The organism is Pseudomonas sp. H3_D04 (assembly GCF_054669175.1).
This window is the reverse complement of sequence record NZ_CP162801.1, coordinates 3672651-3687987: the sequence shown is the minus strand read 5'-3', so window position 1 is coordinate 3687987 and position 15337 is coordinate 3672651. Positions and strand designations below refer to the sequence as shown.

The following is a 15337-nucleotide window of genomic DNA, read 5'->3' as shown; positions in this document are numbered from 1 at the left end:
CGGCCCGTCGTTCATCCTGCGCACGAAAAGCGGCGGCAGGCGAACGCTGTCGGGGAGCCGACAGACACGGGGAGCTGTCCTGTAAACGAGGAATGTCGCGGGGAATTTAGGTGCGGACACATACCGTTACAGGTGTAGCGCATGACTATTTATCAGGTAAGTCAAAGCAACACTTTAAATCTATATGAGAATTACTATAAATTACGCGACTCGAACTGCCACCATCTTGCCACTGCCCATTTGTGCGGTCGCGGAAGTGGCTCAAGGATAGAAACCGCACCCTGTGCGGCCGGGAGTCATGTTGGAAAACTACTATCGCGAGCTGGTGTGTTTCCTGAACGCCAGGCTAGGCAACCGTCAGGTGGCCGAAGATGTGGTGCATGACGCTTATCTGCGGGTGCTGGAGCGTTCCAGTGACACACCGATCGAGCAGCCCCGGGCCTTCCTTTATCGCACCGCGCTGAACCTGGTGATCGACGATCATCGCCGCAATGCCTTGCGCCAGGTTGAATCGCTGGACGTGCTCGACAACGAAGAGCGCTACTTCACCCCGTCCCCGCACAACTGCCTCGATCATGGCCAGCGCCTGGAAATGCTCCAGCGTGCCCTGGCGGAATTGCCGCGGCTGTGTCGCGAAAGTTTTCTGCTGCGCAAGATCGACGGCCTGTCGCACCCGGAAATTGCAGAGCACCTCGGTATCTCGCGCGCGCTGGTGGAGAAGCACATCGTCAATGCCATGAAGCATTGCCGCGTGCGGATGCGACAGTGGGACGCCCATTGATCCCTTCTCTCTAAATTTTTTTTCATTGTCCTCGTTCCTACTCAACAGACGACCTGCTGTCCTGCATCAGGTCACTTAGGCTTATTCCCCTTGTTGAGGGGTTCATCCAGAGGACACTGGAAATGACACAGGCAATTGCATCGCCCATCGTTCACGACCTGATCGGCGTCGGTTTCGGCCCTTCGAACCTGGCGCTGGCCATCGCTCTGCAAGAGCGCGGGCCGAGCCAGGGCGAGCTGGATGTTCTGTTTCTCGACAAGCAGGCGGACTATCGCTGGCACGGCAACACCCTGGTGACCCAGAGCGAGTTGCAGATCTCCTTCCTCAAGGACCTGGTGACCCTGCGCAACCCGACCAGCCCGTATTCGTTCGTTAACTACCTTAAGCATCACGGACGTCTGGTGGACTTCATCAACCTCGGCACCTTCTACCCGTGCCGCATGGAGTACAACGACTACCTGCGCTGGGTCGCCGGCCAGTTTGAAGCCCAGAGCCGCTATGGCGAAGAAGTGCTGACCATCGAGCCGGTGCTGCACAACCAGCAGGTCGAGGCGCTGCGGGTGATCTCTCGCGATACCCAAGGGCAGCAACACGTGCGCACCACCCGTTCGGTGGTGGTCAGTGCCGGCGGTACGCCGCGCATTCCCGAAGCGTTCAAGGCGCTCAAGGATGACGGCCGCGTGTTCCACCACTCGCAGTACCTGGCGCAGATGGCCAAACAGCCTTGCGTGAACAATCAGCCGATGAGCATCGCAATCATCGGCGGCGGCCAGAGCGCGGCGGAAGCCTTCATCGATTTGAACGACAGCTTCCCGTCGGTGCAGGTCGACATGATCCTGCGTGGCTCGGCGCTGAAGCCGGCGGATGACAGCCCGTTCGTCAACGAAGTGTTCTCGCCGGAGTTCACCGACCTGGTGTTCCAGCAGGCGAGCAGCGAGCGTGAGCGTCTGGTCAACGAGTACCACAACACCAACTATTCGGTGGTGGACATTGACCTGATCGAACGCATCTACGGCATCTTCTATCGCCAGAAAGTCTCGGGTATCGCGCGTCACACCTTCCGTACGCTGACCACCATCGAAAAAGCCACCGCCACCGAGCGCGGCATCGAGCTGGCGGTGCGCAACAATGCCACCGGTGAAGTCTCGGTTCGTCTGTACGATGCCGTGGTATTGGCCACCGGCTACGAGCGCCAGATGCACCGTAAACTGCTGGCGCCGCTGGAGCAATACCTGGGTGATTTCGAGGTGGATCGCAACTACAAGCTGATCACCGACGAGCGCTGCAAGGCCGGCATCTATATGCAGGGCTTCTGCCAGGCGAGCCACGGTTTGAGCGACACGCTGTTGTCGATCCTGCCGATACGCGCGGATGAGATTGCCGGGTCGTTGTATGACCATGGCAAGCACCGTGGGCATAGCCGGTCGGTGGTGGATTTGTTGTTGGCCACTGCCAGTTAAATTTTCTGTGTCTGTTGACCCGTCATCGCGAGCAGGCTCGCTCCCACAATGGACCTGTGTCTGCAGGCCTGATGCGGGAGCGAGCCTGCTCGCGATGGGCCCTGAAGAACACCACAAATATTGAAAGCTGAACCCTTCCTGAAGAACCCCGCAATTCCCCCACCCGCCGCCGCTCCTTCGTTTACTCTCCAGAAATCGGGGCGTAAGCATCGCGCGTTTTCATCAATAGCGGAGACCCTCAGTGGGTACTTGTTCGAGTGACAGTAGTCGGCCGGTTTCGATAACCGGCACCTTCCCGGCAAGATAACGCGCAGCCTCTTGCCGTTGTCTCGCCGATAAGCGAGCAGCGGAAATCCCGATCGCGGCCAGCCCTGGACCTGGTACGTATTCGACGCCAATACCCCGGTCCATCAAACGCTCTTCCAGTCCGGCTGGTTCGTGGTCGGGCTGCTGACTCAGACCTTGATCGTGCACATGATCCGCACGCCGAAAATCCCGTTCCTGCAAAGCCGCGCAGCCATGCCGTTGATGGTCATGACCGGGGTCATCATGGCCGTGGGGATATTCCTGCCGATGGGGCCGTTGGCGCACTACTTCAAGCTTCAGGCGTTGCCGTCGCTGTATTTCGTGTTCCTGCCGCTGATTCTGCTGGCGTACATGGGGCTGACTCAGGCAGTGATGGGTTTCTACATTCGGCGGTTTGGATGGCAGTAATGGCCGGAAACTGCGGTCTTTTAGGAAAAGTCCTACAGAAACATCTGTGCGCCTCCCGTAGCCTCGCCGCTTCAAAAATCAGCTATTCACACATGAGGCTACGATGCCGAATAAAGCCTTGCGCATCTTGATCGCCGACGAGCAACACTTTCACCGGATGCTGATCGAGCGGCTGTTCAATCAGCTCGATTATTACCGCGTGGCGCCGGTGCAGGACCTTGCTTCAATGCTGACTCTGGTCGAGTACGGTTGCGAGCCGTTCGACCTGGTGGTCGTCAATGCCGCGCTGGCGGCAGGCGAACTGGATTTGCTCAGCTATTTTCTCGATAACCGGCAGGTTCGCCACGCACTGATTTTCGACGGCCAACGGGCACAGTTGCCGACGATCCCGGCCAACTCGCGACCCAAGGTTCAGGTGAGTCACGCGGCGCTGCCTGATCTGCGTTGTATTCAGACGTTGCTGGCGATCATTGATCCATCGTCGCAGGAGCGTAATCAGCGGTACGCCGGGTGATTGCCGCATACCGTTCGTCGGTACTGTCATTTCTGACAGGTAGATTCTGCCTTTCTCCCATGCAACAGTCCTGGCGCAGCCGTTGCGTCTGCCCCGGCGTTATCCGACGGGCATTCGTTGAGTTTTTGCACAGGGAGTTGCCATGAAGAGAGCGATGATTGTGGACGATCATCCGGTGGTTCGCGCCGCAGTGAAACTTGTACTTGGGCGGGAAGGCTTCAAGCAGATTCATGAGGCGGCCAGCGTTGGGGAAGCGTTGACCACACTCCGTGAGCAACAAGTGGATCTGCTGATCCTGGATCTGGTGATGCCCGGCGGCAACGGCCTGGACCTGCTGGAGCGAATCAAGGCCTGCGACTGGAAATGCGTAGTGCTGGTGTTCACCTCCCTCGATCCACTGTTTTTCCAGGAGCGATGCATGCGCGGCGGCGCGTTGGCGTATGTCTCAAAAAACAACAGCCTGGAGCAATTGCAAAAGGCTGTGCACGCGTTGATGGCGGGCTACACCTACTTTTCGCAGTTGCTGTCCAGACCGATGAACCCGCTGCAACACAGCGAAAAAAAGTTGATCGATACACTGTCCAACCGCGAGTTGACCATCTTGCAATACCTTGCCCGAGGCTTTTCCAACAAAGCGATCGCCGAAGCCATGAACCTGAGCCACAAAACCGTCAGCACCTACAAAACACGCTTGGTCATAAAACTGGGGGTTGTGGCGGCAGTGCATCTGCGGGACTTCGCCATACGCAATAACCTGATCTGAGTGCGCCTGACCGTGCGTGTATGGCTGCTGCGCCTCATGTTATGTCTCGTGCCGGCGGTATCGGCTATCGCCGGCGAGCCTGAGCGCTTGCAATTGCTGGGGCGTTCCACGGTGGAGGGCTACGCGGTCGATCTGGATGAACAAGACCGGCAATGGCTGCGCAACAAGCGTGTGTTGCGCCTCGGGGTGAGCGGGCCGGACTACCCGCCGTTCGAAGTGACGCGCAATCACGACGAGCTGGAAGGCATCACCGCCGATTACGCCATACTCGTTGCGCAACTGCTGAACGTACAGATCGAAGTGCTGCGTTATGTCACCCGAGAAGCGGCCATGGAGGCGCTTAGATTCGGCGAACTGGATCTGCTGGGCACTTCGAACAACTTTGAACTGGCCGACCCCGAGCTGATCCTGTCCAGCGCTTATGCTGAAGACCAGCCGATGCTGGTCACCCGACTGGACGAGCACATGCCCGTGGATCTGGCGGGTAAGCGCATTGCCATGGCCGATGATTACCTGCCGGCGCAGACCGTTGAATCGTTCTATCCCCAGGCCAGCCTGCAACGTTATCCTTCGACGCTCGATGCGCTCGGGGCGGTGGCGTATGGGCAGGTTGACGTATCCCTCGTAGACATCTTCAGCGCCAATTACCTGATCAACAATAACTACCTCAATGACATTCAACTGATGGGGCCGGCCAGCCTCGACGCTAACCCGTTCGGCTTCGCGCTGGCTCGGGACAACCTGGCGCTGAAGGACCTCATCGACAAGGCGCTGGTGGCGATCCCCATGGAGCAGCGCTCTATCATCGAGCAGCGCTGGAGCGCCGGCAGGGCGAAAGTGGCGGGACAGCAACGCGTGGATCTGAGTGAGAGTGAACAGCGCTGGCTGGATCAGCATCCGACGGTCAATGTGGGGGTTGTGGAGAATTTTGCGCCCTTGACGTTCTACGATCCCGAGGGCCGATTCAGCGGGTTGGCGGCGCAAATGCTGACGCTCATCAGCCAGCGCAGCGGTTTGAATTTCAACGTGTTGCGAGGCCAATCCCTGGACCAGCAGATCCAGCGACTCAAGGCCGGCGAGATTGACATCTTGCCCGCCATCATTCCCACGACCGAAGGCGTATCCGGGCTGCACTTTACCCGGTCCTATGCAGTCAATCCCTACACGCTGGTCAGTGCGACCACCTCCGGTAGTCCACAGACGCTGGGCGATCTGGCCGGTAAGCGCCTGGCGATTTATCCCCGTCACCCCATGCGCGCGTTCATTCAGGCACGGTCACCGCAGGTGCAGATGGTGGACGTACAAAACCCGGCCGAAGGTCTGGAGTCGGTGGCGAAGGGACAGGCCGATGCCGCGCTCAGTTCATTGTTCATGACCCGTTACCTGATTGCCCGGTATTACCAGGGACGTTTACGCATCAGCAGTACCGTGGGCGATGAACCGGCGCGCATCTCGATGGCAACCGGCCGTGATGAATCGGTGTTGAACTCGATTTTGAACAAGGCCTTGCTGAGCATTTCGCCCGAGGAAATGGACGATCTGGTCGCCCGCTGGAGCAGTGATGCGGTGGTCGATGACAGTTATTGGCTGCGCCATCGGCGAGCTATTTTGCAGGGGTTTGCGGCGGCCGGGGCGTTGTTGTTGCTGGCCTTGGGATGGATCGCCTGGCAGCGTCGGCAAATTCGCCAACGCCAGCAGTGGCTGCAGCAGTTGCAGCAGGCCAAGGACGTTGCGGACGATGCCAACCGTGCCAAAACCACTTTTTTGGCAACCATGAGCCATGAAATCCGCACACCGATGAGTGCCCTGATCGGGTTTCTGGAAATGGCCTGGAAGCGGGCTGAAGAGGGCGTTGCCGATCGCCGATCCCTTGAGGTCGCCGCTACGGCTGCTCAGCAGTTGCTGGCGTTGATCGGCGACATTCTGGATATCGCGCGCATTGAGTCCGGGCGTTTATCGCTGACGCCCGAACGTGCCAATCTGCGTGATCTGGTGGCGTCGATCTGTCGGGTCTTTGAAGGACTTGCCCGGGAAAGGCACTTGGCGTGGCGCGTCGATCTGGACCCGCGCAGCGACCGTGAGGTGCTGATCGACCCCACGCGCTTCAAGCAGGTGCTGTCCAACCTGTTGAGCAACGCGATCAAGTTCACCCGTGAGGGTGAGGTGAGTTTGACGTTAAGTGTGGTGCCCGGATTGTCAGGGCATCTGGGGGTCAATGTGCGCATTGAAGACACCGGCATCGGCATCAGCGCAGCTGACCAGAAACGCTTGTTCAGTCCGTTCGTTCAGGCCGGTAACAGCCAGCAATCCGCGAGCATGGGGTCCGGGCTGGGGTTGGTGATCAGTCAGGCGTTGTGCGAAATGATGGGGGGGCGGCTGGTGCTGCGCAGCGTCCTCGGCCAAGGCTCGCAAGTCGACATCAGCCTTTCGCTGATGGCGTTGAAGCCGTTACCACCCTGTGCATCAGTCGACAGCGGATCACCGATACCCACGCGGCCACTGACCATTCTGGTGATTGACGATTACCCGGCCAATCGCCTGTTGCTCTCAAGCCAGCTGAGCTACCTGGGGCATCGCGTGATGGAGGCCGAAGAGGGAGAGCGAGGGCTGGAACTGTGGCGTACACACGAGTTTGATGTGGTCATCACTGACTGCAATATGCCGAAGCTCAGCGGTTATGAATTGACCGGTGAGATACGCGATGAAGAGCACGCGTATGGCCTGCTGCCGACGCTGATCCTGGGTTTTACCGCCAATGCGCAGCCTGAGGAAAAGGTCCGGTGCCTGGAAGCGGGCATGGACGATTGTCTGTTCAAGCCGATTCGGCTGGCGGATCTGAGTAGTTGGTTGGCCGACCGGTTTGCAGAGACGACGAACGAACAACCCCCATCATCCGAGATCGATTTGAGCGAGCTGGAGCAATACGTCGGAGAAGACCGGACGTTGATCAATCAATTGCTGCGTGAACTGGCAATAACCAATCGCAACGACCGCGAACATCTGCTTCAAGCACACGCCGACAACAATCTCCCGGGTCTGCGAGACCTGGCGCACCGTATCAAGGGCGGTGCGCGCATGGTCCGGGCCCAACGGTTGATCGAAAGGTGCAAGGCGCTGGAACGCGCCTGCGCCGAAGGTCGTGCGACATCGATCGACGAAGCCGTCGATCAATTGCAGGACGCCATGCGAAGTCTCGATCAGAGCCTTGAGACGGGCTGACACTTAATCCCAGTGCGGCGCGATACCTTTGGGGCTGGTCAATCGATGGCCGCGATCCAGGCCGGCGATCAACGCCATGTCGGCTTCGCTCAACTGCAGGTCACAGGCTTTCAGATTGCTTTGCAGGTTGGCGCGTTTGGTGGAAGAGGGGATAACCGCGTACCCCGACTGCATGGCCCAGGCCAGCGTGACTTGGGCCGGGGTAGCCTGAAGACGAGCGGCGATTTGCTGGATGACCGGGTCTTTCAACACTTCGCCGTAGGCCAGGGTCATGTAGGACGTGATCTGGATGCCCTGGCGGCGGGCAAACTCAACGACCTTGCGGTTCTGCAGGTACGGGTGCAGCTCGATCTGGTTGGTCGCGATGTTCTCGGCACCGACCGCTGCAATCGCTTTTTGCATCAGCTCGACGGTGAAGTTGGAGACGCCGATCTGCCGGGTCAGGCCCAGTCGCTTGGCTTCGAGCAAGGCGCCCATGAACTCTTCGACCGGCACTTGATCGTCCGGGGACGGCCAGTGGATCAGCGTCAGGTCCAGGTAATCGGTCTGCAGTTTGCGCAGGCTTTCTTTGAGGCTGTCGATCAACCGGTCTTTGGCGAAATTGGCGATCCAGATTTTACTGGTGATGAACAATTCTTCACGGGCGATACCGCTGGCGGCAATGGCCTCGCCGACCTCGGCTTCGTTTTCGTAGATTTGCGCGGTGTCGATCACTCGGTAACCCAGCGCGAGGCCGGTGCTCACCGAATCGATGACCACTTGGCCTTGCAAACGAAAGGTACCAAGACCGAATGCGGGAATAGACATCAATGACTCCAAGGGTTGCAGTGGGAATGGACAGGAGTATCCCCGGCTGCCTCCCTGGGAAAAACCGCTGGATGGGCAAAGCAATGTTTACCGCAAGTCATGAATCGGGGGGCCGCCTGGAGGATTGAGGGTGTCTGGTCTGCCGTCTTCGCGGGCAAGCCTCGCTCCTACAGGGCGGCGTTGCGTTTGTAGGCGCGAGCCTGCTCGCAATGGCCACAACTCGGTCTCGGAACTTACCCCCGAGCCTCAAGAATCATGCAAGTCGTCGACCCCGTCGCATACAACCGTCCATCCACATCATAAATCCGCCCCTCGGCCAGGGCGGTGGAGCGGCCCAGATGCACAATTTTCCCTTCGGCCCGGACTGGTCCGCTGGCGCCGGTCAACGCCCGGACGTAGCTGATGCGCAAGTCCAGCGTCGTATACCCCTGGCCTTTCTTAAGCTGTGTATGAATCGCGCAGCCCATGCACGAATCCAGCAAGGTCGCCGCGTAGCCGCCATGCACGCTGCCCAGCGGGTTGTAGTGCCGCGAATCCGGCGTGCCCTGGAAAATGAACAGCCCGGTCGACCATTCGATGGGGATGAAATCCATCAAGACGCCGATGGGCGGTGAAGGCAGTGCGCCGTCGCCGATACCCTGGAAAAACTCGGCGGGTGACAGCGCGCTGACCTCAGCCATGGACAGGCTGCCCGGTCCGGCCAGACGCGAGCGCATGGCCTGTTCCTGGGCGATCCATTGGGCGAGGGTGGCGTCGCGGGTGGGGCTTTGCATGATGAGTTCCTCGAACGAGAGCGGATATTATGGTTGTAATCTCGATCGATATTATGTCTGAAATAAAAACTCCGCCAGCCCCGCGTGTCGAGTCGTCACACGCTATCGCCCAGGCGCAATTCCTCGCCGATTACCGGCCCTGTCGAAACCTTTGCCATCGTTCTCCAGGTAGAACGCTCAGGCTGATTTTTGCCGTCTAGTGGATTGAAGCGTTCGGTCTTAAGCTGAGTCCATTGCGTCAAACAACGAATTTGGAGGCAGGATGAAAAACATCATCGGTATTTACACCAGCCCGCGCACCCACTGGGTCGGCGACGGTTTCCCGGTTCGCACACTGTTTTCCTATGACAACCTGGCCAAACACATCAGCCCGTTTTTGCTGCTCGATCATGCTGGCCCCGCCGAATTCACCCCGACCACCGAGCGTCGTGGCGTGGGTCAGCATCCGCACCGCGGTTTCGAAACCGTGACCATCGTTTACAAGGGCGAAGTGGAGCACCGCGACTCCACCGGCAGCGGCGGCAGGATTGGCCCCGGCGATGTGCAATGGATGACCGCGGCGTCGGGGATTCTCCACGAGGAATTTCACTCCGAAGAGTTCGCCAGGACCGGCGGCACCCTGGAAATGGTGCAGCTGTGGGTCAACCTGCCGGCCAGGGACAAAATGGCCGATGCCGGTTACCAGACGATTCTCGATGGCGACATCCCGAACCTCCCGCTCAAGGACAAGGCTGGCAGCTTGCGCTTGATCGCGGGCGAGTTTGAGGGGCACACCGGTCCGGCGCGCACGTTCACGCCGATCGACGTCTGGGACCTGCGCCTCAACGGCGGCAAGTTGTTGACCCTCGACCTGCACGAAGGCCGTAACACCGCGCTGGTGGTGTTGCGCGGCACGGTTGAGGTCAACGGCCTGGAACTTATGCGCGAAGGGCAGTTGGCGTTGTTCGAACGCGATGGCCATCAGCTCAGCCTGGAAGCCAATGATGACGCCGTGGTGTTGCTGCTCAGCGGCGAGCCGATCGACGAACCGATTGTCGGTCACGGCCCGTTCGTGATGAACAGCGAGCAAGAGATTCATCAGGCCTTTGCTGACTTCCAGTCGGGCCGTTTCGGCCAGATGAGCGGTTGAGCTCATTATCTTGACGCTGGGCTGTGCCAACACTCATCCCTGTGGGAGCGAGCCTGCTCGCGAATGCGGTAGGACAGCCACCGACTCAGTGACTGTCTGACCGCCATCGCGAGCAGGCTCGCTTCCACAGTTTTTTGAGGTGTTATCAGATCCGCATTTACTCCTACACTGTGCCCATCCGTACATGGCTGGAGTTGTTTGATGCTGTCACTGCTTACCAATCACCCCTTGATCAGCGCGCTGGTCCTGATCCTGATTGATCTCGGCTTGTGGCGCTTGATCAGTGCCAACGGCAGCAACTGGAAACTGGTCGTGCGGCTGGTGATTTTTGCGCTGTTCAGCGTCTTGTTGTTCAACGAAGGCATGAACCCGCTGGAGCCGGCACCCTGGGCCGATAACGTACCGCTGCACCTGGCGGCCACGGGGTTGCAGATCGGCTGGTGGCTGTTCGGCGCGCGCACCCTGACGGTGTTGATCGGTGCAGTGATGATGCAACGGGTCGGGCACACGGGGCGGTTGCTGCAGGATCTGCTCGGTGCGGTGATCTTTCTGATCGCCGTCATCGCCGCCCTGGCCTATGTGCTCGAACTGCCGGTCAAAGGCGTGCTCGCGACCTCCGGTGCGTTGGCGATCATCGTCGGCCTGGCCTTGCAAAGCACCCTCAGCGACGTGTTCTCCGGGATCGTCCTCAACACCACCAAACCCTATCAACTGGATGACTGGATCTCCATCGACGGCACCGAAGGCCGGGTCACCGACATCGATTGGCGCGCCACGCGCCTGCAAACGTCCCAGGGCAGCATGGTGGTGATTCCCAACTCGCTGGCGGCCAAGGCCAAGATCATCAATTTCAGCCGGCCGAGCGATATGTTCGGCGTCTCGATCAGCCTGCAACTGAGCCCGCACGCGCGCCCGCAAACGGTGCTCGACGCGTTGGAGCGGGCGATGCAGGGTTGCCGTTATCTGCTGAGCAAACCGGCGCCAAGTGTGGCGTTGAAAGGCTCGAGCGCCAGTGGCGTGGAGTACGAAATCAGTGGCTTCGTGGTCTCCATGGATCAGAAACGCATGGTGCGCAATCTGCTGTTCGACCTGGCGTACCGGCACTTGCAGGCGTCTGGTGTCAGCCTGTTGTCGAGCGTCGAATCCAACGCGCCTGCCGTCCTGTCACGGCCACGGGCGTTGCTGGACAGTTCGAACATTTTCTCGACCCTGCGTCAGGAAGAGAAAGACACCTTCAGCCAGAACATGACCCTGCAAACCTTCCGCGCCGGTGACATGATCCTGCCGGCGGGTGAGGTCAGCGATCACCTGTTCATCATCGAATCGGGTGTGGTTTCGGTGCAGTTGAGCCGGGCCGGGGTCAAGTTCGAATCCGGGCGCATGGGCCCGGGCGAGGTGATCGGCGAGGGCGGGATTTTGTCCGATACCGCGCTGCCGGCGGAGTTCAGCGCCAAGACCGCCTGCAGCTTGTATCGCATCGAGAAGGACTACCTCAAACCGTGCCTGGATGCGCGTCATGACATCAGCGAAGCGATGACGGCGTTGCTGGATTTCCGCTTGCACAAGGCGCAGGCCCTGACCCAGGAAGTGCCGAAGGTGGTGGAGAAGAAAGGGTTTTTGCGCTGGTTACGCAGTCGGGCGTAGGGATCTTCGGGGATGAGCACTGCGCGGTTCGTGAGCAGGAAAACCGCGTTTCAGCTCGCCAATCCATCATCGGCACATCCAATGGTCTCCTTGACTTTGGTGATATTGGTTATTTGTGAGAGGGGTGTGGGGGATTAACTTGGCTCCACCCCCATTTGGTATTGGAGTCCACCATGAAACCTCGCCTCGATTTCTACACCGCGTCCCCTGACGCACTCAAAGCCATGATCGCGCTGGAAGGCGCGGTTTCGAAGCTGCCGCTGGAAAAGACTCTGATCGAACTGGTCAAGCTGCGCACCTCGCAAATCAACGGCTGCGCCTTCTGCCTGGACATGCACAGCGCCGATGCGCGCAAGGGCGGTGAAGACGAGCGCCGTCTGTACACACTGTCGGCCTGGCGGGAAACGCCGTTCTTCACCCCGCGTGAACGTGCGGCGCTGGCGTGGACCGAGTCCCTGACGCTGCTGAGTCAGACTCACGCGCCGGATGAGGACTACGAACTGGCGGCGTCCGAGTTCAGCCCTAAGGAATTGGTCGACCTGACCGTGGCCATTACCACCATCAACGCCTGGAATCGCCTGGCGGTGGGTTTCCGCAAAATGCCTCAAGCCTGATCAGTGAGCGTCTGCTGACGGCGCGGCCGGTGGCTGCACCTTGCGCATCAAGGGCACCATCGCCGTGGCTATGATGAAGCACACCATAATCATCAGAAAGGCGTCGCCGTAGGTCTGGGTCTGGGCTTCGCGGTAGGTCAGCAGCCAGAGTTGATGCAGGCTGGCGGTGACGCCGGCGTCGCCGCTCTGGCCGAGGGCGGCGAAGTTATTGCCGACCTGGGACAGCCATTGGTTCAGCGCTTCGTTGGTGCTGTTGAGGTTTTCCGCCAACCGGGTGAAGTGCAGGTTGGTGCGGTCGTTGAGGATGGTCGCACACGCGGCAATGCCGATGGCGCCCCCCAGGTTTCGCATCAGGTTGAACAGCCCCGAGGCATGTTTGAGCCGTGCCGGCGCCAGTCCGCCGAGGGTCAATGTCACCGCTGGCGGCACGGCCAGTTGCTGGGCGATTCCGCGCAAGGCTTGCGGCAGCATCAGTTCTTTGGCCCCCCAGTCATGGGTGATCGGGCTGAAATCCCACATCGACAGCGCGAACAGACCAAGGCCGCTCATCATGATCCAGCGCAGGTCGATGCGATTGGCCAGAAAGGCGTACAGCGGAATCGCCATGATCTGGAACACTCCGGTGGAGAAAACTGCCAGACCAATGTCCAGCGCACCGTAGCCGCGCACCCGGCCGAGGAACAGCGGCGTCAGGTAAATGGTGGCAAACAGGCCGATCCCGGTGACGAACGAGAAGAAACAACCGAGGGCGAAGTTGCGGTCCTTCAAGGCACGCAAATCGACGATCGGGTTGGCCACATGCAAGGTTCGCCCGATGAAAGCCAGGCCGGCCAGGCCACTGATCCATGCCGTGGTCAAAATTGTGCTGTCGCTGAACCAGTTCCAGCGCGGACCTTCTTCGAGGGTGTATTCCAGGCAACCGAGAAACAGCGCCATGAACACCATGCTCAAGTAGTCGGCGCCCTTGAGCAGCGACAGTTCCGGCTGGTCGATTTTCACCAGCATCGGCACTGCCACCGCGACGAAAATCCCCGGCACCAGGTTGATGTAGAACAGCCAGTGCCAGGATGAAATGTCGGTGATCCAGCCACCAATCACCGGCCCCAGGGTCGGTGCCAGCGAAGCCACTGCGCCGATGGTCGCGGCCGCGATCACCCGTTGTTTGCCGGTGAAGAAAAAGAACGCGGTGGTGAATACCAGCGGGATCATCGAACCACCGAGAAAGCCTTGCAGGGCACGGAAGGCGATCATGCTCTGGATGTTCCAGGCCGCGCCGCAGAGCAGGCTGGCCAAGGTGAATCCCACCGCAGAAGCGCAAAACAGCCAGCGCGTCGAGAACACCCGCGACAGCCAGCCCGACAGCGGGATCACGATGATTTCGGCAATCAGGTAACTGGTTTGCACCCACGCCGTTTCATCGGTGCCGGCCGAGAGTCCGCCGCCGATGTCACGCAGCGAAGCGGAGACGATCTGGATATCCAGCAGCGCGATGAACATGCCGATACACATGGAGGCAAAGGCGAAAACCTTGGTCGCCGTCGCCATGTTCGCGGCATTGAACGGTTGCGCGGGGGCGGCGAGGGCGCGGCTCATGGCGCGCGGGCCACGGCCGGGGTTGCAGATTCCTTGCGAGTGTCCACTTCGGCGGTGACCGACAGGCCCGGACGCAGGTGGCCGAGCACGCCATCGGCCGGATCAAGCACGATGCGCACCGGCACCCGCTGAACGATTTTAGTGAAGTTGCCGGTGGCGTTTTCCGGCGGCAGCACGCTGAACTGTGAGCCACTGGCCGGCGCGAGGCTGTCCAGATGACCATGAAACGCCTGCCCGGAAAGCACGTCGGCATGAATAACCACCCGCTGCCCCGGATTCATGCGCGCCAGTTGATCTTCCTTGAAGTTGGCATCGACCCACAGGCCACTCGACGGTACCACCGACAGCAGTTGCGAACCGGCCTGGGCATAAGCGCCGACCCGCGCCCGACGATTGCCGATTACGCCGTCCACTGGGGCCTTCAGTTCGGTGTAACCCACGTTCAGTTGCGCCAGATCACGTTCGGCGTGGGCCTGCATCAGCGCGGCACGGGCCTGCTGCTTTTGCGTTGCGATCACGTTGAGCTGCCGCTGCGCCGCCAGCAGTTCGGCCTGGGCCCTCGAACTGAGGGCCTGAGCCGTTTTGAACGTCGCGTCGGCGCGTTGGGCGCTTTCCACCGAGACCGCATTACTGCCAACCAGTTTTTTGTAGCGCGCATTGTCGTCCCGTGAGCGAGCGGTTTCGGCGCCGGCGGCATCGATGCCGGCGCGGGCCTGGCCGATCACCGCGTGTTGCAGTTGTTCGGTGGCGTCGAGGTTGGCCAGCAACGCTTCTTCGGCGGCCACCGCGCCGTCGGCCCTGGCCAGGTTGGCGCGGTAGTCACGGGCGTCGAGGCGGATCAGCACGTCGCCGGCCTTGACCTTCTGATTGTCGGTGACCAGCACTTCTTCGATGTACCCCGCGACTTTCGGGCCGATCACTGTCACGTCGCCGCCGATATAGGCATCGTCGGTTTCTTCAATGAAACGCCCGGTGGTCCACCAATGCGTCGCGTACAGCCCGGCAAACACCAGGGCAGCGATGGCCGCCGTCAGCAAGATCAACCGTTTGAGCAGGGGAGACTTGGGTGTGCTCACCGGGACAGCGACGTCGGGTTCGAGGCTGGGCATGCTGGTCATTGAGTAAATACCTATGGGAAGCGGGTCTTTATTACGCATGTAATATGACGTAGGTAATATTTTGTGGCAAATGATTTCTGTTGCCAGTCGTCAGGGCGATGACAGCGGGAACGAACAGGAACGATAAGGAAACCAATTGTTTAAGAAATGTAAGCGTTGTAGGACGCATCTTGCATTTGTGTAGGAACGATCTGACTATCACTCGCAT

The 15337-nt window shown here is 59.8% G+C and carries 12 protein-coding genes and 1 pseudogene; 9 read left to right on the top strand and 4 right to left on the bottom strand.

The window, feature by feature from the left end; genetic code table 11:
• Window positions 1-298: 298 nt before the first annotated feature.
• The 6 genes and pseudogenes from AB4N91_RS17035 (at window position 299) to AB4N91_RS17010 (ending at window position 7451) form a co-directional block, all read left to right on the top strand.
• Window positions 299-781, top strand: a complete 483-nt coding sequence (locus AB4N91_RS17035; protein ID WP_042932216.1) for a sigma-70 family RNA polymerase sigma factor — start codon at window positions 299-301, stop codon at window positions 779-781.
• A 122-nt stretch (window positions 782-903) separates the two neighbouring features.
• A complete protein-coding gene (locus AB4N91_RS17030) occupies window positions 904-2241 on the top strand; it encodes a lysine N(6)-hydroxylase/L-ornithine N(5)-oxygenase family protein (RefSeq protein ID WP_077748894.1) in 1338 nt (445 codons plus the stop codon).
• Window positions 2242-2619: 378 nt separating this feature from the next.
• Window positions 2620-2955 (top strand): annotated as a pseudogene (locus AB4N91_RS17025) (magnesium-translocating P-type ATPase); the annotation flags it as partial.
• 103 nt (window positions 2956-3058) lie between these two features.
• Entirely contained in the window at window positions 3059-3469 is a 411-nt protein-coding gene (locus tag AB4N91_RS17020; protein ID WP_460111272.1) for a response regulator, read from the top strand.
• Between the two features lie 142 nt (window positions 3470-3611).
• A complete protein-coding gene (locus tag AB4N91_RS17015) occupies window positions 3612-4232 on the top strand; it encodes a response regulator transcription factor (RefSeq protein ID WP_042932214.1) in 621 nt (206 codons plus the stop codon).
• A gap of 36 nt (window positions 4233-4268) precedes the next feature.
• A complete protein-coding gene (locus AB4N91_RS17010; protein WP_460111268.1) occupies window positions 4269-7451 on the top strand; it encodes a response regulator in 3183 nt (1060 codons plus the stop codon).
• Window positions 7452-7454: 3 nt separating this feature from the next.
• Here AB4N91_RS17010 and dkgB read toward each other — a convergent pair whose 3' ends face one another.
• Both dkgB and AB4N91_RS17000 read right to left on the bottom strand, forming a co-directional pair.
• The gene (gene dkgB, locus AB4N91_RS17005) at window positions 7455-8258 is read right to left on the bottom strand and encodes a 2,5-didehydrogluconate reductase DkgB (RefSeq protein ID WP_221108879.1); all 804 of its coding nucleotides are present in this window, start codon (window positions 8256-8258) and stop codon (window positions 7455-7457) included.
• A 233-nt stretch (window positions 8259-8491) separates the two neighbouring features.
• Entirely contained in the window at window positions 8492-9031 is a 540-nt protein-coding gene (locus tag AB4N91_RS17000; protein ID WP_460111265.1) for a PaaI family thioesterase, read from the bottom strand.
• A 262-nt stretch (window positions 9032-9293) separates the two neighbouring features.
• On the opposite strand from AB4N91_RS17000, the gene AB4N91_RS16995 reads away from it, so the two are divergent.
• The 3 genes from AB4N91_RS16995 (at window position 9294) to AB4N91_RS16985 (ending at window position 12418) form a co-directional block, all read left to right on the top strand.
• The gene (locus tag AB4N91_RS16995) at window positions 9294-10160 is read left to right on the top strand and encodes a pirin family protein (RefSeq protein WP_010458472.1); all 867 of its coding nucleotides are present in this window, start codon (window positions 9294-9296) and stop codon (window positions 10158-10160) included.
• Between the two features lie 201 nt (window positions 10161-10361).
• A complete protein-coding gene (locus AB4N91_RS16990; RefSeq protein WP_458725504.1) occupies window positions 10362-11804 on the top strand; it encodes a mechanosensitive ion channel domain-containing protein in 1443 nt (480 codons plus the stop codon).
• 173 nt (window positions 11805-11977) lie between these two features.
• Window positions 11978-12418, top strand: a complete 441-nt coding sequence (locus AB4N91_RS16985) for a carboxymuconolactone decarboxylase family protein (protein ID WP_077748887.1) — start codon at window positions 11978-11980, stop codon at window positions 12416-12418.
• Here AB4N91_RS16985 and AB4N91_RS16980 read toward each other — a convergent pair whose 3' ends face one another.
• Complete coding sequence (locus AB4N91_RS16980; protein ID WP_083374640.1) at window positions 12419-14011, bottom strand: DHA2 family efflux MFS transporter permease subunit; 1593 nt, start codon at window positions 14009-14011, stop codon at window positions 12419-12421. It lies immediately after the preceding gene.
• On the bottom strand, window positions 14008-15129 hold the full coding sequence (locus AB4N91_RS16975) for an HlyD family secretion protein (protein WP_460111261.1): 1122 nt from the start codon (window positions 15127-15129) through the stop codon (window positions 14008-14010). Before AB4N91_RS16975 ends, AB4N91_RS16980 begins: the two co-directional genes overlap by 4 nt.
• Window positions 15130-15337 lie beyond the last annotated feature (208 nt).